The following is a 16,459-nucleotide window of genomic DNA, read 5'->3' as shown; positions in this document are numbered from 1 at the left end:
ATGCGGACCGCTTCACCTCGCGTCGAGAAAAAGTCGTAGAAGGACACGACTGCCAAAGCGGCCGTATTCAAAACATTTTCCAGACTACACCCGGTAAAAGTTGAAGCGATGAATCCAGACCAAAGGAAAAGCCTGGACAGGAAAACCCCCGTAGATACGGGGGTTTGAGCCTTGTGTCAATCTATGTTCTTAAGTGTCAAACTTTATTGTTTTGTGTCAATCCTTATTGTTCAAAACCAGAATGGGCCCCAGGCGCGTGCGGTATTACTCCACCGTTACCGACTTCGCCAAGTTACGCGGCTGGTCGACGTCAGTACCCTTGAGCACAGCCACGTAGTACGACAGAAGTTGCAGCGGGATGGTGTAAAGGATCGGCGACAGGGTGTCGTGGATGTGCGGCATGTTGATGACGTGGGTGCCTTCGCCATTGCTCATGCCGGCCTTTTCGTCGGCGAACACGATCAGTTGGCCGCCTCGGGCACGTACTTCCTGCAGGTTGGACTTGAGCTTTTCCAACAGTTCATTGTTCGGCGCCACGGTGACCACTGGCATGTCGTCATCCACCAGGGCCAGCGGGCCGTGTTTGAGTTCGCCGGCTGGGTAGGCTTCGGCGTGGATGTACGAGATTTCCTTGAGTTTGAGCGAGCCTTCCATTGCTACTGGGTACTGCGCGCCACGGCCGAGGAACAGGGTGTGGTTCTTGTCGGCGAACAGTTCGGCGACTTTCTCCACGGTGCTGTCCATGGCCAGGGCTTCGCCCAAACGGGTTGGTAGGCGACGCAGTTCTTCGACCAGGGTGGCTTCCACGCCAGCGGCGAGAGTGCCACGCACTTGGCCCAGGGACAGGGTCAGCAGCAACAGGCCGACCAGTTGGGTGGTGAATGCCTTGGTGGAGGCCACGCCGATTTCGCGACCGGCCTGGGTGAGTAAGGTCAGGTCCGACTCACGAACCAGGGAACTGATACTGACGTTGCAGATCGCGAGGCTGGCCAGGAAGCCCAGCTCCTTGGCGTTGCGCAGGGCGGCCAGGGTGTCGGCGGTTTCGCCGGACTGGGAGATGGTCACGAACAACGTATCGGGCTGTACCACCACCTTGCGGTAGCGGAACTCGCTGGCCACTTCGACCTGGCACGGGATGCCGGCCAGTTCCTCCAACCAGTAACGCGCGACCATGCCAGCGTGGTAGCTGGTGCCGCAGGCAACGATCTGCACGTTGCGGACCTTGGCGAACAGCTCGGCGGCCTGTGGACCGAAGGCGTTAACCAAGACCTGGTTCTGGCTCAAGCGACCTTCCAGGGTGCGTTGCACCACGGATGGTTGCTCATGGATTTCCTTGAGCATGAAGTGGCGAAACTCGCCCTTGTCGGCGGCTTCGGCGCCATCACGGTATTGCACCGCCTCGCGCTCGACAGAGTTGCCGTTGACGTCCCAGATCGCCACGCTTTCGCGACGGATGTCGGCAATATCGCCTTCTTCCAGATACATGAAGCGGTCAGTCACCTGACGCAGGGCCAGTTGGTCGGAAGCCAGAAAGTTTTCACCCAGGCCCAGGCCAATCACCAACGGGCTGCCACTGCGGGCGGCCACGACGCGGTCGGGCTGGCTGGCGCTGATCACCGCCAGGCCGTAAGCGCCGTGCAGTTCCTTGACGGTGGCCTTGAGGGCGGTGGTCAGGTCGCCGAGATCTTTGAGCTTATGGTTGAGCAGGTGGGCGATCACTTCGGTGTCGGTGTCCGAGGTGAACACATAACCCAGACCCTTGAGTTGCTCGCGCAACACTTCGTGGTTTTCGATGATGCCGTTGTGCACCACCGCCAAATCACCGGAAAAATGCGGGTGGGCATTGCGCTCGCACGGTGCACCGTGGGTAGCCCAGCGGGTATGGGCGATGCCCAGGCGGCCGACCAGCGGCTCGCCGGCCAGGGCCTGCTCCAATTCGCTGACCTTGCCCGGGCGACGCGTGCGCTCAAGCTTGCCGGCGTTGGTAAAAACCGCCACACCGGCGCTGTCATAGCCGCGGTATTCCAGGCGCTTGAGGCCTTCGATCAGGATGGGCGTTACGTTACGTTCAGCGACTGCGCCAACAATGCCACACATGGTATTTCTCCTAGATGATTGCCGCGCATATCAGCGTAATGCCGCGGGCTTGGATCTGGTCGCGGGCCTCAAGCGGCAGGCGATCATCGGTAATAAGGGTATGGACGCTGCTCCAGGGCAGTTCCAGGTTGGGAATTTTGCGGCCGATCTTGTCGGACTCGACCATCACCACCACTTCACGGGCGACCTCGGCCATTACGCGGCTCAGGCCCAGCAATTCGTTGAAGGTGGTGGTACCGCGCTGTAAATCGATGCCGTCGGCGCCGATGAACAGTTGATCAAAGTCGTAGGAACGCAACACCTGCTCGGCGACCTGGCCTTGAAACGAGTCCGAATGCGGGTCCCAGGTACCGCCGGTCATCAACAGCACTGGCTCGTGTTCCAATTCGCTCAGAGCGCTGGCCACATGCAGGGAGTTGGTCATCACCACCAGGCCAGGCTGGTGGCCCAGCTCGGGGATCATGGCCGCTGTGGTGCTGCCGCTGTCGATGATGATTCGCGCATGCTCGCGCAAGCGCTTGACCGCAGCACGGGCGATGGCGCGTTTGTACGCGGAAATGGGTTGGGCAGGATCACCGACCAATTCCTGAGGCATGGTGATTGCGCCACCGTAGCGCCGCAGTAACAGGCCATTGCTTTCCAACGCGGCCAGATCCTTGCGAATGGTAACTTCCGAGGTTTCGAAACGCTTGGCCAATTCATCCACACTGACTTCGCCTTGCTCGTTGAGCAAGGTGAGGATGTTGTGGCGCCGTTGGGGGGTATTACGTTTCGACATGGTAGTGATAAGTTTCGTTTCGAAAGATAACGAAGGCAATCAAAACCTATTGGGATGGTATCGTCAAGCGTCGGGAACAGATTTTTTAAACGACACATATGAAAATGTGGGAGGGGGCTTGCCCCCGATAGCGCTGGGTCAGTCAGCTCATCTGCCACTGACGCACCGCCATCGGGGGCAAGCCCCCTCCCCCTTTGAAGCTAGCTGCTTATGTAACTGTGGATAACTCAGGTCTTCTTGATCTTGACCGGCCGCTTCCAGCCGTCGATGTTGCGCTGGCGAGCGCGGGCGACGCCCAGCTGCAAGTTATCCACATTCTGATTGATGGTGGAACCGGCGGCGGTAGTCGCGCCATCGCCCACTTTGACCGGCGCGACCAACGAATTGTTGGAGCCGATAAATACGTCTTCGCCCAATACGGTCTGGTGTTTATTGGCGCCATCGTAATTGCAGGTGATGGTGCCAGCGCCGATATTGGTGCGCGCACCGATGACCGCGTCCCCAAGGTAAGTCAGGTGACCGGCCTTGGCGCCTTCCCCCAGATGGGCATTTTTCAGTTCAACGAAGTTACCCACATGGGCCTTGGCTTCCAGCACGCTGCCAGGGCGCAGCCGCGCAAACGGGCCGGCATCGCTGCCCTCGCCCATTACGGCACCGTCGATATGGCTGTTGGCCTTGATCACTACGCCTTTGCGCAGGGTGCTGTCCTTGATCACACAGTTGGGGCCAATCACTACGTCGTCTTCGATAATTACGCGGCCTTCGAGGATCACGTTGATATCGATCAGCACGTCGCGGCCGACGGTCACCTCACCACGGATGTCGAAACGTGCCGGATCACGCAGGGTAACGCCCTGGGCCATCAGGCGACGACCTTCGCGCAGTTGGTAGTGACGCTCCAGCTCGGCCAGTTGCTTGCGGTCGTTGGCGCCCTGCACTTCCATCGGGTCGTGGGGCTGCTCGGTGGCCACCAGCAGACCATCGCTCACCGCCATTTCGATGACGTCGGTGAGGTAGTACTCGCCCTGGGCATTGTTGTTGGACAGGCGGCCCATCCAATCCGCGAGGTTCTTGGCAGGCACAGCCAGAATCCCGGTGTTGCCTTCGGTGATGGCGCGTTGGGCTTGGGTGGCGTCTTTGTGCTCAACAATAGCCGCGACCTTGCCGTCGGCGTTGCGCACGATGCGGCCGTAACCGGTGGGGTCATCCAGTTCCACGGTGAGCAGGCCCATTTGGCCTGGAACTACGTGCTGGAGCAGACGTTGCAACGTGTCGACTTCAATAAGCGGCACGTCGCCATAAAGGATCAACACAGTATCTGCGCTGATAAAGGGTACCGCCTGCGCAGTGGCGTGCCCGGTGCCCAATTGCTTGTCTTGGAGGACGAAGTTGAGATCGTCCGCCGCCAGGCGTTCGCGCACCACATCGGCACCATGGCCAATAACGACGTGGATACGCTGGGGCTGCAGTTGCCGGGCGCTGTGGATAACGTGACCCAGCATTGAATGACCGGCGACCGGGTGCAGCACCTTAGGCAGGGCCGAACGCATACGGGTGCCCTGGCCTGCGGCGAGAATGACGATTTCAAGAGACATGAATGGCTACCAATCCTGGGCGGTCCGACTTCAGACCAAAGAAGTGTTTTGCAAAAAAAGAAAAAGGGTAGCCGAGGCTACCCTTTTTAATCAATCGCGCGTGAAGCATGACGGCGTGGCCGCTTACTTCTTGCGGATCTGCTGGAGCGTGCGCAGCTGAGCTGCAGCCTCGGCCAGACGTACAGCTGCAGCGCTGTAGTCGAAGTCCGCACCCTTTTCGTTCAGGGCCTTCTCGGCAGCCTTGACGGCTTCCTGAGCGGAGGCTTCATCCAGGTCACTCGCACGTTGCACGGTGTCGGCAAGTACCTTGACCATGTTCGGCTGAACCTCGAGGAAACCGCCGGAGATGTAAAACACCTCCTTTTCCCCGCCTTGCTTGGTCAGAGTGATCGGACCTGGCTTCAAGCTGGTGATCAATGGCGCGTGGCCCATGGCAATACCCAGGTCACCGAGTTCGCCGTGTGCAATCACCATTTCTACCAGACCGGAGAAGATTTCCCCTTCCGCGCTGACGATATCGCAATGGACTGTCATAGCCATCTGATTGCCTCAACCTGATGAGCGCCCGTTTCCGGGCGCCTGGATTACAGTTTCTTGGCTTTCTCGATCGCTTCTTCGATGCCGCCGACCATGTAGAACGCTTGTTCTGGCAGGTGGTCGTAGTCACCGTTGAGGATGCCTTTGAAGCCAGCAATGGTGTCTTTCAGGGAAACGTATTTACCCGAAGCACCGGTGAAGACTTCAGCCACGAAGAACGGCTGCGACAAGAAGCGCTGGATCTTACGAGCACGGTTTACCAACTGCTTGTCGGCTTCCGACAGCTCGTCCATACCCAGGATCGCAATGATGTCCTTCAGTTCTTTGTAACGCTGCAGCACGTACTGAACGCCGCGAGCGGTGTCGTAGTGCTCCTGGCCGATCACGTTCGGGTCCAGCTGGCGCGAAGTCGAGTCCAGTGGATCGACCGCTGGGTAGATACCCAGGGAAGCGATGTCACGGGACAGTACAACGGTGGCGTCCAAGTGGGCGAAGGTGGTCGCTGGGGACGGGTCGGTCAAGTCATCCGCAGGTACGTATACCGCTTGGATCGAGGTGATCGAACCTTCCTTGGTCGAAGTGATACGTTCTTGCAGAACGCCCATCTCTTCAGCCAGGGTCGGCTGGTAACCTACTGCAGAAGGCATACGGCCCAGCAGTGCGGATACTTCAGTACCGGCCAGGGTGTAACGGTAGATGTTGTCGACGAACAGCAGAACGTCGTTACCTTCGTCACGGAACTTCTCGGCCATGGTCAGGCCAGTCAGTGCTACGCGCAGACGGTTTCCCGGCGGCTCGTTCATCTGACCGTAAACCAGTGCCACTTTGTCCAGAACGTTGGAGTCCTTCATCTCGTGGTAGAAGTCGTTACCCTCACGAGTACGCTCACCCACACCGGCGAACACGGAATAACCGCTGTGCTCGATGGCGATGTTACGGATCAGTTCCATCATGTTTACGGTCTTGCCTACACCGGCACCACCGAACAGACCGACTTTACCGCCTTTGGCGAACGGGCAAACCAGGTCGATAACCTTGATGCCGGTTTCCAGCAGGTCGTTGCCGCCCGCCTGTTCTGCGAACGACGGCGCGGCGCGGTGGATACCCCAACGTTCGTCGGTGGCAATCGGGCCAGCTTCGTCGATCGGGTTGCCCAGTACGTCCATGATCCGGCCCAGGGTCGCTTTACCGACTGGTACGGAGATGGCTGCGCCAGAGTCGATAACGTCCAGACCGCGCTTCAAGCCTTCGGTGGAACCCATCGCAATGGTACGAACTACGCCGTCGCCCAGCTGCTGCTGAACTTCCAGGGTAGTGTCCGCGCCTTGTACTTTCAGCGCGTTGTAGATGCTCGGTACGCTGTCGCGTGGAAATTCCACGTCGATAACGGCGCCGATGATTTGAACGATACGTCCGCTACTCATAGCTGGATCCTCTGAATATTTGAACCGTTAAACCGCGGCAGCGCCGCCGACGATTTCCGAGATCTCTTGGGTGATCGCAGCCTGACGCGCCTTGTTGTAGATCAGCTGCAAATCGCTGATCAGATCACCGGCGTTATCGGTAGCGTTTTTCATCGCGATCATCCGCGCCGCTTGTTCAGCTGCGTTGTTCTCGACCACCGCCTGGTACACCTGCGACTCCACGTAGCGCACCATCAAGCCGTCAAGCAGCTCTTTGGCGTCTGGTTCGTAGAGGTAGTCCCAGTGGTGCTTGAGTTCCTGATCCGGGGTCGCCACCAGTGGAATCAATTGCTCCACGGTCGGCTGCTGGGTCATGGTGTTGATGAATTTGTTGGATACCACGGACAGGCGGTCAATCCGGCCTTCCAGGTACGCATCCAGCATCACCTTCACACTGCCGATCAAATCATTGATCGACGGCTCTTCACCCAGGTGGCTGATAGCTGCAACGACGTTACCGCCGAAGTTACGGAAAAAGGCCGCACCCTTGCTACCAACAACACACAGATCGATCTCGACGCCTTTTTCGCGGTTTACCGCCATGTCCTTGACCAGGGCCTTGAACAGGTTGGTATTCAAACCACCGCACAAACCACGGTCACTGCTCACTACGACATAACCAACGCGCTTAACTTCGCGGTCGATCATGAACGGGTGGCGGTATTCCGGGTTGGCGTTGGCCAGATGCCCAATTACCTGGCGGATACGCTCCGCATAAGGACGGCTAGCAGCCATGCGCATTTGTGCCTTGCGCATTTTGCTGACCGCCACTTTTTCCATGGCGCTGGTAATTTTTTGCGTGCTTTTGATGCTCGCAATCTTACTGCGAATCTCTTTTGCGCCTGCCATGTAACACCTATCAGGTTAGCAAGCGGGAGCCTTGCGGCTCCCGCTGCGGCTTACCAGGTTTGGGTGGCCTTGAACTTCTCGATACCGGCTTTCATGCCAGCGTCGATATCGTCATTGAAGTCACCCTTCACGTTGATCTTCGCCATCAAATCGGCGTGATCGCGGTTGAAGTAAGCAATCAGCGCTTGTTCAAAGCTGCCGACCTTGGCGATTTCAACGTCGGTCAGGAACCCACGCTCAGCGGCATACAGCGACAACGCCATGTCAGCGATCGACATTGGGGCGTATTGCTTCTGCTTCATCAGCTCGGTAACGCGCTGACCATGCTCAAGTTGCTTACGGGTCGCTTCGTCCAGGTCAGAAGCGAACTGGGCGAATGCCGCCAGTTCACGGTACTGAGCCAGAGCGGTACGGATACCACCGGAGAGCTTCTTGATGATCTTGGTCTGAGCGGCACCACCCACACGGGATACCGAAACACCGGCGTTCACTGCAGGGCGGATGCCCGAGTTGAACATGGCCGATTCCAGGAAGATCTGACCGTCGGTGATGGAAATCACGTTGGTCGGAACGAACGCGGAAACGTCGCCAGCCTGGGTTTCGATGATCGGCAGTGCGGTCAGGGAACCGGTTTTGCCGGTCACTGCGCCGTTGGTGAACTTCTCTACGTACTCTTCCGAAACGCGGGATGCGCGCTCCAGCAGACGGGAGTGGAGGTAGAACACGTCGCCTGGGTAAGCTTCACGGCCTGGTGGACGGCGCAGCAGCAGGGAAATCTGGCGGTAAGCCACTGCTTGCTTGGACAGATCGTCATAAACGATCAGCGCGTCTTCACCGCGGTCGCGGAAGAATTCACCCATGGTGCAACCGGAGTACGGTGCCAGGAATTGCAGCGCAGGAGATTCCGAAGCACTGGCAGCCACGATGATCGTGTTGGCCAGGGCGCCGTTTTCTTCCAGCTTGCGAACCACGTTGGCGATGGTCGATTGCTTCTGACCGATGGCTACGTAGACGCAGAAAATGCCGCTGTTCTTCTGGTTGATGATCGCGTCGATCGCCAGAGCGGTTTTACCGATCTGACGGTCACCGATGATCAGCTCACGCTGGCCACGGCCGACAGGGATCATGGCATCGACAGCCTTGTAGCCAGTCTGTACAGGCTGGTCTACCGACTTACGCCAGATCACGCCTGGAGCAACTTTCTCGACCGCGTCGGTCTCGGTGTTGCCCAGTGGACCTTTGCCGTCAACAGGGTTACCCAGTGCGTCGACTACGCGACCCAGCAGTTCCTTACCAACCGGAACTTCCAGGATGCGGCCAGTGCACTTGGCGCTCATGCCTTCAGCCAGACTGGTGTATGCGCCCAGTACAACGGCACCTACGGAGTCTTGCTCCAGGTTGAGGGCCATACCGTAGACGCCGCCCGGAAACTCGATCATCTCGCCGTACATAACGTCGGCCAGACCGTGAATCCGCACGATGCCGTCAGATACGCTGACGACAGTGCCTTCGTTACGGGCTTGGGAGGTCACATCGAGCTTGTCGATGCGGCCCTTGATAATTTCACTTATTTCGGAAGGATTGAGTTGCTGCATTGCTCTGCTGCCCCTTCAAACTCAAGATTTCAATGCTTCGGCAAGTTTCGCGATTTTGCCGCGAATCGAGCCATCGATAACCAGGTCGCCGGCACGGATAACAACACCACCAATCAGGGATGCGTCCTCCGAAGCTTGCAGGCGCACTTCCCGATTGAGTCGTGCACTGAGAACCTTGGCGAGTTTGTCTTGCTGTTCTTGGTTCAATGCGAAAGCACTGGTCACTTCAACGTCTACCGATTTCTCTGCTTCAGCCTTGTACAGGTCGAACAGCGCGGCGATCTCCGGCAACAGCGGGAGACGGTCGTTTTCGGCAATGACGTGAATGAAGTTCTGCACCTTCACATCAAACTTGTCGCCGCACACTTCAATAAAAGTGGCGGCCTTGTCTGCGCTCGTCAGGCGCGGGGCCTTGAGCACGCGCTGCATGGTGTCGTCTTGCGACACTGCTGCAGCCAGGCCGAGCATGGCTGACCAAGAGGCCAGCTGCTGGTGGGCCTGGGCGTGCTCGAAGGCTGCCTTAGCGTAAGGTCGGGCCAACGTGGTCAGTTCTGCCATGATCGCCCTCGCTTAAATTTCAGCAGCCAGTTTGTTAACCAGCTCCGCGTGCGCGTTTTGATCGATTGTGGCACCGAGGATCTTCTCAGCACCGCCGACCGCCAGAGCACCCAGTTGGGCACGCAGCGCGTCTTTGACGCCGTTCAGTTCCTGTTCGATCTCGGCATGAGCCGAAGCCTTCACACGGTCAGCTTCGACGCGGGCTTTTTCAACAGCCTCTTCGACGATCTGGTTACCGCGTTTCTTGGCTTGCTCAATGATCTCAGCTGCCTGTGCTTTAGCTTCGCGCAGTTGATGACCCACTTTCTCTTGGGCCAACTCCAGGTCGCGAGCTGCACGGCTGGCAGCGTCCAAGCCGTCCGCGATCTTCTTCTGACGTTCGTGCAAAGCCGCGATGACCGGAGGCCACACGAACTTCATGCAAAACACTACAAAAATGAAGAACGCAACGGATTGGCCAATCAGGGTTGCATTAATGTTCACGCCAACACCTCGCTCATTCGTTGTCCATCACCCCAATCACTCGAAATCGAGTGATTAGCCAGCGAGTTGACCAACGAAGGGGTTCGCGAAGGTGAAGAACAGTGCGATACCAACGCCGATCATGGTCACGGCGTCGAGCAGGCCGGCGACGATGAACATTTTAACTTGCAGCATTGGGACCATTTCTGGCTGACGCGCTGCGCCTTCCAGGAACTTGCCGCCCAGCAGGCCGAAACCAATGGCAGTACCCAGAGCGCCCAGGCCGATCAACAGTGCAACAGCGATAGCGGTTAGACCAACTACAGTTTCCATCTTTCCTCCCGACTTTTACGTCGTATGGTTTAGGTTTTTTAGATTTTAAAGCGGTAAAACAAATCGTTTCATTAGCCCTGGTGGGCCACCTTCCCGTTTCACCGGGAAGGACATCAGACTGGTCGAGACCTGCCTTAATGGTTCTCTTCGTGCGCCATCGACAGGTAGACGATGGTCAGCATCATGAAGATGAAGGCCTGCAGGGTAATGATCAGGATGTGGAATACAGCCCACGCCCACTGCAGAACAACGCCCAGGCCGCTAAGCCAGAGCAGACCGCTGCCGAACATCACAGCAATCAGAATGAACACCAGTTCGCCGGCATACATGTTGCCGAACAGTCGCAGTGCCAGGGAAATCGGCTTGGCGACCAGGGTGACGAACTCCAGCAGGAAGTTCACCGGAATCAGCAGGGCCTGAACGAAAATGTTCTTGCTGCCGAACGGGTGCAGGGTCAGCTCGCCGATGAAGCCGCCGATGCCCTTGACTTTGATGCTGTAGAAAATGATCAACGCGAACACCGACAGGGCCATGCCCAGGGTGGCGTTAGGGTCCGTGGTGGAAACGGCACGGAATGGAATGTGGTGATCGCCGGAGATCAGGATCGCCAATTGAGGAATCCAGTCGACCGGAATCAGGTCGACGGCGTTCATCAGGAACACCCAGACGAAGATGGTCAGTGCCAGCGGTGCGATCACCGGGCTACGGCCATGGAAGCTGTCTTTCACGCTGCCATCGACGAATTCGACCAATACCTCAACGAAGTTCTGCAGGGCACCCGGCTGACCGGAAGTCGCCTTTTTCGCCGCCATGCGGAAAATCAGGACGAAGATCAGACCCAGTGCGACCGACCAGCCCAGAGTATCCAGGTGGAAAGCCCAAAAGCCCATTTCTTTGGCTTCTGCTGCGGTGTGGGCGAAGCCCCAGCCGCCGTTGGGAAGCTGACCGAAGGTCAGGTTCTGCAAGTGGTGCTGGATATAGCCCGAAGCGGTTGTTTCTGCCATGGTTGCCTCAAACGCCCTAAGGTTTCGAAAGTCTTGTTTTCATTAGCAGGGGAGCGAACCAGCTGACCAGTTGGGTCAACACGAAGACACCGAATACAGCCAGCGGCGCCAATGGCTTCACACCTGCAAAGGTCAGTGCAAACAGCACTGCCGTCAAAATCAGTTTCCCCGCCTCGCCGGCATAAAAAGACCGGACGATGGCCTGGGCTGCTCGGGCGCCGGAAAACCGAAAGGCCCTGTGAGCAAAATACATATTGGGCAGCAAGGCTATCAGGCCTCCGCAGAGTCCTGAATATCCGGCTACGACTCCATGCCAATACCAAAGCGCCAATGCGGCGATCAGCAGGATGACAAATTGAGCCAATAAAACCGGGAAAACGGCCAAGCGATGGAACGGCAACGTGTTTGGCGTGCGGGTTTCCATCACTCTTGCTCCTCAATGGTCGGCTGCCGGAAATCAATAACTTGGCATAATTTGTGCCGACAAAATGCGCGCAGAGTATAGGGGCGGTTCAGCCCCTATTCAACTGTCGGGTAGTGATTTCCGATCACGCGCTACATAAGCAAATGTTTCAGCGGATGTGGGCAAGGACGCCCTGAAGCTCATCGAGGGAGTTATATCCGATGACCAATTGGCCTTTGCCCTTCTTGCCATGGCGAATTTGCACCGCAGAGCCCAGGCGCTCGGCCAGGCGCTGCTCGAGACGAGCGATATCCGGATCAGGTTTGGCCGTTTCGACCGGTGCAGGTTTACCACTGAGCCACTGCCGAACCAATGCCTCGGTCTGACGAACAGTGAGCCCTCGTGCGACAACGTGTCGCGCCCCTTCAACCTGTTGATTTTCCGGCAAACCGAGCAATGCACGGGCATGGCCCATTTCCAGGTCACCGTGGGACAACATGGTCTTGATGACTTCCGGCAGCGCGATCAGACGTAGCAGGTTGGACACAGTTACGCGGGATTTACCTACCGCCTCGGCCACCTGTTGCTGGGTCAGCTGGAATTCCTGCTGCAAACGCTGCAACGCAATCGCTTCTTCGATGGGGTTGAGGTCTTCACGCTGGATGTTCTCGATCAAGGCCATGGCGATCGCGGTTTCGTCCGGCACATCGCGGACCATCGCCGGGATCGTCTCTTTGCCGGCCTGCTGGCTGGCGCGCCAGCGGCGCTCGCCGGCGATGATCTCAAATCGGCCCCCGCCGATCGGGCGAACCACGATCGGTTGCATCACACCCTGGGCCTTGACCGAATTGGCCAGTTCTTCCAGCGCCTGAGGATCCATGTCCCGGCGCGGCTGGTATTTACCGCGCTGGATCAGGTCCAGGGGCAGGTGCTGCAACTCGCGCTCGTCAGCCTGCACCGCTTGTTCTTCAAGGGATGTAACGGTCGGACCACTCAACAGTGCATCCAGTCCACGTCCGAGACCTCGTTTCTTGACGGCCATGGGGATTCCTTAAGTTGGCTGGGCGGCAGCGGTGCGTGAGTTGCGGCGTTGGCGACGGACCATCTCGCCGGCCAGTGCCAGGTAGGCAATGGCGCCACGGGACGATTTGTCGTAAGCCAGGGCAGGCATGCCGTAGCTCGGGGCTTCGGCCAAACGGATGTTGCGCGGGATCACCGTATCGTAGAGCTGGTCGCCGAAGTGTTCCTTGAGCTGCGCCGACACATCGTTCATCAGGCTCAGGCGCGGATCGAACATAGTCCGCAAAAGACCTTCGATCTGTAGGTTCGGGTTGAGCAACTCGGCAATCCGCTTGATGTTATCCACAAGATCACTCAAGCCTTCGAGCGCGTAGTACTCGCACTGCATGGGGATGATCACCCCATCGGCAGCGACCAGCGCGTTGAGCGTGAGCATCGACAATGAGGGTGGGCAGTCGATCAAAATGTAATCGTAATTCTCGCGGATCGGTGCCAAGGCGCTGCGCAGACGGCTTTCTTTCATCTGCATTTCCAGCAGCACCACTTCGGCCGCAGTCAGATCGCGGTTGGCCGGCAGTAGCTGATAACCGCCGTGTTCGGAATAGTGCATGGCCTGAGCCAGGTCGCACTCGCCGATCAGCAAGTCATAGACTGAGTTTTCCAGGCCGTGTTTATCCACACCGCTACCCATGGTGGCGTTGCCCTGTGGATCAAGATCGATCAACAGCACCCGGCGCTTGGTGGCCACCAGGGATGCTGCGAGGTTGATGCAGGTGGTGGTTTTGCCCACGCCACCTTTTTGGTTCGCTATCGCGAATACCTTAGCCATTCTTGCTTGTGTTCCCAATCATGCCGTGCGGCGCAGTATCAGCAGATGGCGTTGGCCTTGGCAACCGGGTACGGCCAAGGCGTGTTCGCTATCAAGGTGGAAGTCCGTCGGCAATGCTAACAGCTCATCGCTTGGATGGACGCCCTTCATTGCCAGCCAACGGGTGTCTTGGTCGCCCAGGTGGCGGGTCCAGTTGCTGAAGTTTTCCATGCTACTGAACGCCCGGGAAACAATTCCGTTGAAGGGCTGTTCAGGCTTAAAGGCTTCGACGCGGCTGTGGATAACCTGCAGGTTATCCAATTTGAGTTCGAGTTTGACCTGAGTCAGGAAGCGCGTCTTCTTGCCGTTACTGTCCAGGCAAGTAACTTGAGACTCAGGAAACAGAATGGCCAGAGGAATGCCCGGCATGCCTCCGCCACTGCCCACGTCCAGCCAGCGACCATTTTCGATAAAGGGCATCACGCTCAAGCTGTCGAGCAAATGACGCGACACCATCTCGTCGGGATCGCGCACGGCCGTCAGGTTGTAAGCCTTGTTCCACTTGATCAGCAGGGCCAGATAGCCCAGCAGCAAGTCATGCTGGGCCGGGGTAAGGTCGACGCCCAACTGGCGCGCACCTGTGGATAACTCTTCGGCGTGTTGCGAGGTGACCAACGAACTCAAGCGCTTTGCTCCAACTGACGGCCCGCGCCGCGTTTTTTCAAATGAATCATCAACAGCGAGATCGCTGCCGGGGTAACGCCAGGGATCCGCGAAGCCTGGCCCAGGGTTTCAGGACGAGTTATCCCCAGCTTGCTTTGGATCTCCTTCGAGAGCCCGGAAATGCTGGTGTAGTCGATATCCACAGGTAGCTTGGTGTCTTCACTGGCGCGCAAGCGGGCAATTTCATCCTGCTGGCGGTCAATGTAACCGGCGTACTTGGTTTTGATTTCAACCTGTTCGGCGACCTGTGGGTCTTCTGCGCCCTGCCCCGTCACTTCGACCAAGCCAGCGTAGTCGATTTCCGGACGGGACAGCAGGTTCAGAAGGTTGTACTCGTGGGTCAGTGGCGTGCCGAACTTTTCGGCAATCGCGTCACCCTGCTCGGTGCCCGGGCGAACCCAAGTACTTTTCAGGCGTTGCTCTTCCAGCGCGATGCTCTCGCGTTTTTTGCAGAAAGCAGCCCAACGCACATCGTCGACCAGGCCCAGTTCGCGGCCTTTTTCGGTCAGGCGCAGATCGGCATTGTCTTCACGCAGGATCAAACGGTATTCCGCCCGCGAGGTAAACATCCGGTACGGTTCCTGGGTGCCCAGGGTAATCAGGTCATCGACCAATACACCGATGTATGCCTCATCGCGACGCGGGCACCAGCTGTCTTTGCCCTGGGCACGCAATGCTGCGTTGGTCCCGGCCAGTAAACCCTGGGCCCCGGCTTCTTCGTAACCGGTGGTGCCGTTGATTTGCCCGGCGAAGAACAAACCGCCGATCACTTTGGTCTCCAGGCTGTATTTCAGATCGCGGGGGTCGAAGTAGTCATATTCGATGGCGTAACCCGGGCGCACGATGTGTGCGTTTTCCATGCCGCGAATCGATTGCACGATCTGGATTTGCACATCGAAGGGCAGCGAAGTGGAAATGCCATTCGGATACAACTCGTGGGTCGTCAGGCCTTCGGGCTCGATGAAGACCTGATGGCTTTCCTTGTCGGCAAAGCGGTGGATCTTGTCTTCGATCGATGGGCAATAGCGCGGGCCGACGCCTTCGATGACCCCGGAATACATCGGCGAGCGGTCGAGGTTCGCCGCGATGATTTCGTGGGTACGGGCGTTGGTGTGGGTGATCCAGCAACTGACCTGTTTAGGGTGTTGCTCTTTGGAGCCCATGAACGACATCACTGGAATCGGCGTATCGCCCGCTTGTTCGGTCATCACCGAAAAGTCCACAGAACGCCCATCGATACGCGGCGGCGTCCCGGTTTTCAAACGACCGACACGTAGCGGCAATTCACGTAGGCGTTTTGCCAGGGCAATCGACGGCGGGTCGCCGGCGCGACCGCCGGAATAATTCTGCATACCGATGTGGATAAGTCCGCCCAGGAACGTACCTGTGGTCAACACCACGGATTCAGCAAAGAAACGCAGGCCCATTTGGGTGACGACACCGCGCACCTGGTCTTGCTCAACGATCAGGTCATCGGCTGCCTGTTGAAATATCCACAGGTTCGGCTGGTTTTCCAAGGTTTCGCGCACCGCCGCCTTGTACAGGATGCGGTCGGCTTGTGCCCGAGTCGCTCGCACAGCAGGGCCTTTGCGGCTATTGAGCACGCGAAATTGAATACCGCCCTTGTCGGTGGCCATGGCCATCGCGCCGCCGAGGGCGTCGATTTCTTTGACCAGATGGCTTTTACCAATGCCACCGATGGCAGGGTTGCAACTCATCGCACCGAGGGTTTCCACGTTGTGCGTCAACAGCAGGGTTTTAACACCCATGCGCGCTGAGGCCAGTGCTGCCTCGGTACCGGCATGACCGCCGCCGATGACGATCACTTCAAAACGGGAAGGGAAATCCACCACGCACCTCGTGCCTGCTTATGTAGGTAATCAGGAATTGTTTGTTGAAAGGGTTTTGGAGCTTTGGCGGCAAGTATAGGGACTTAGCCCTTCCTAAAGAACCCTTTGCACAAAATTTAACCAGCTGTGGATGAATCACAGACAATAGAAATTAAAAGAGAGAAATTTATTAAATCTTTGTTTTTATGTTTATTTCTACTGAGCAAGCTTTCTGTGGATAGATTGCTACAAGCCTTTATATTCGATGTGTACAGAGGTTCAAAAGTCTGTGGTCATGTGCCGATAAGCCCGTTGGATAACTGCGTTAAGCCTGTGGATTAAAGTGCTGGTTATCCACAGACGAGTTTATCCTTGGTTTTTAAGCCCTGTTATCAACTGGGTACA

The 16,459-nt window shown here is 57.5% G+C and carries 16 protein-coding genes; all 16 read right to left on the bottom strand.

Annotation, left to right across the window (positions count from 1 at the left end):
* Positions 1-264 precede the first annotated feature (264 nt).
* A complete protein-coding gene (gene glmS, locus ACFZPT_RS00615; protein ID WP_099312964.1) occupies positions 265-2,097 on the bottom strand; it encodes a glutamine--fructose-6-phosphate transaminase (isomerizing) in 1,833 nt (610 codons plus the stop codon).
* A gap of 10 nt (positions 2,098-2,107) precedes the next feature.
* The gene (locus ACFZPT_RS00610; protein ID WP_040266624.1) at positions 2,108-2,875 is read right to left on the bottom strand and encodes a DeoR/GlpR family DNA-binding transcription regulator; all 768 of its coding nucleotides are present in this window, start codon (positions 2,873-2,875) and stop codon (positions 2,108-2,110) included.
* 227 nt (positions 2,876-3,102) lie between these two features.
* Positions 3,103-4,470, bottom strand: a complete 1,368-nt coding sequence (gene glmU / locus ACFZPT_RS00605) for a bifunctional UDP-N-acetylglucosamine diphosphorylase/glucosamine-1-phosphate N-acetyltransferase GlmU (RefSeq protein ID WP_099312965.1) — start codon at positions 4,468-4,470, stop codon at positions 3,103-3,105.
* Positions 4,471-4,593: 123 nt separating this feature from the next.
* The gene (locus ACFZPT_RS00600) at positions 4,594-5,010 is read right to left on the bottom strand and encodes a F0F1 ATP synthase subunit epsilon (RefSeq protein WP_034101601.1); all 417 of its coding nucleotides are present in this window, start codon (positions 5,008-5,010) and stop codon (positions 4,594-4,596) included.
* A gap of 44 nt (positions 5,011-5,054) precedes the next feature.
* Positions 5,055-6,431: a F0F1 ATP synthase subunit beta gene (atpD, locus tag ACFZPT_RS00595; RefSeq protein WP_034101603.1), complete on the bottom strand. Its 1,377-nt coding sequence runs from the start codon at positions 6,429-6,431 to the stop codon at positions 5,055-5,057.
* A 27-nt stretch (positions 6,432-6,458) separates the two neighbouring features.
* Positions 6,459-7,319, bottom strand: coding sequence for a F0F1 ATP synthase subunit gamma (gene atpG, locus ACFZPT_RS00590; protein WP_010207685.1), 861 nt, complete (start codon positions 7,317-7,319; stop codon positions 6,459-6,461).
* Positions 7,320-7,369: 50 nt separating this feature from the next.
* Positions 7,370-8,914 (bottom strand): F0F1 ATP synthase subunit alpha, encoded by a 1,545-nt coding sequence (gene atpA, locus ACFZPT_RS00585; RefSeq protein ID WP_034101605.1) that lies wholly within the window; start codon positions 8,912-8,914, stop codon positions 7,370-7,372.
* 21 nt (positions 8,915-8,935) lie between these two features.
* Entirely contained in the window at positions 8,936-9,472 is a 537-nt protein-coding gene (locus ACFZPT_RS00580; protein WP_003195833.1) for a F0F1 ATP synthase subunit delta, read from the bottom strand.
* Positions 9,473-9,484: 12 nt separating this feature from the next.
* Entirely contained in the window at positions 9,485-9,955 is a 471-nt protein-coding gene (locus tag ACFZPT_RS00575; protein ID WP_003177066.1) for a F0F1 ATP synthase subunit B, read from the bottom strand.
* A gap of 54 nt (positions 9,956-10,009) precedes the next feature.
* Entirely contained in the window at positions 10,010-10,267 is a 258-nt protein-coding gene (gene atpE, locus ACFZPT_RS00570) for a F0F1 ATP synthase subunit C (RefSeq protein ID WP_002555987.1), read from the bottom strand.
* 134 nt (positions 10,268-10,401) lie between these two features.
* Positions 10,402-11,271, bottom strand: a complete 870-nt coding sequence (atpB, locus tag ACFZPT_RS00565) for a F0F1 ATP synthase subunit A (RefSeq protein WP_034101609.1) — start codon at positions 11,269-11,271, stop codon at positions 10,402-10,404.
* Positions 11,272-11,287: 16 nt separating this feature from the next.
* The gene (locus tag ACFZPT_RS00560) at positions 11,288-11,695 is read right to left on the bottom strand and encodes a F0F1 ATP synthase subunit I (protein WP_010565865.1); all 408 of its coding nucleotides are present in this window, start codon (positions 11,693-11,695) and stop codon (positions 11,288-11,290) included.
* A gap of 148 nt (positions 11,696-11,843) precedes the next feature.
* A complete protein-coding gene (locus ACFZPT_RS00555; protein WP_099312966.1) occupies positions 11,844-12,716 on the bottom strand; it encodes a ParB/RepB/Spo0J family partition protein in 873 nt (290 codons plus the stop codon).
* Positions 12,717-12,725: 9 nt separating this feature from the next.
* The gene (locus ACFZPT_RS00550; RefSeq protein ID WP_016978715.1) at positions 12,726-13,523 is read right to left on the bottom strand and encodes a ParA family protein; all 798 of its coding nucleotides are present in this window, start codon (positions 13,521-13,523) and stop codon (positions 12,726-12,728) included.
* Positions 13,524-13,541: 18 nt separating this feature from the next.
* The gene (rsmG, locus tag ACFZPT_RS00545) at positions 13,542-14,186 is read right to left on the bottom strand and encodes a 16S rRNA (guanine(527)-N(7))-methyltransferase RsmG (protein ID WP_034101612.1); all 645 of its coding nucleotides are present in this window, start codon (positions 14,184-14,186) and stop codon (positions 13,542-13,544) included.
* The gene (mnmG, locus tag ACFZPT_RS00540) at positions 14,183-16,075 is read right to left on the bottom strand and encodes a tRNA uridine-5-carboxymethylaminomethyl(34) synthesis enzyme MnmG (protein WP_034115588.1); all 1,893 of its coding nucleotides are present in this window, start codon (positions 16,073-16,075) and stop codon (positions 14,183-14,185) included. The genes rsmG and mnmG overlap by 4 nt, the downstream gene beginning before the upstream one ends.
* Positions 16,076-16,459: the final 384 nt, after the last annotated feature.

The sequence above is a fragment of the Pseudomonas sp. MD330_10 genome (genome assembly GCF_042610415.1).
Classification (GTDB): Bacteria; Pseudomonadota; Gammaproteobacteria; order Pseudomonadales; family Pseudomonadaceae; genus Aquipseudomonas; species Aquipseudomonas rhodesiae.
This window is presented reverse-complemented; position numbering and strand designations above follow the sequence as displayed.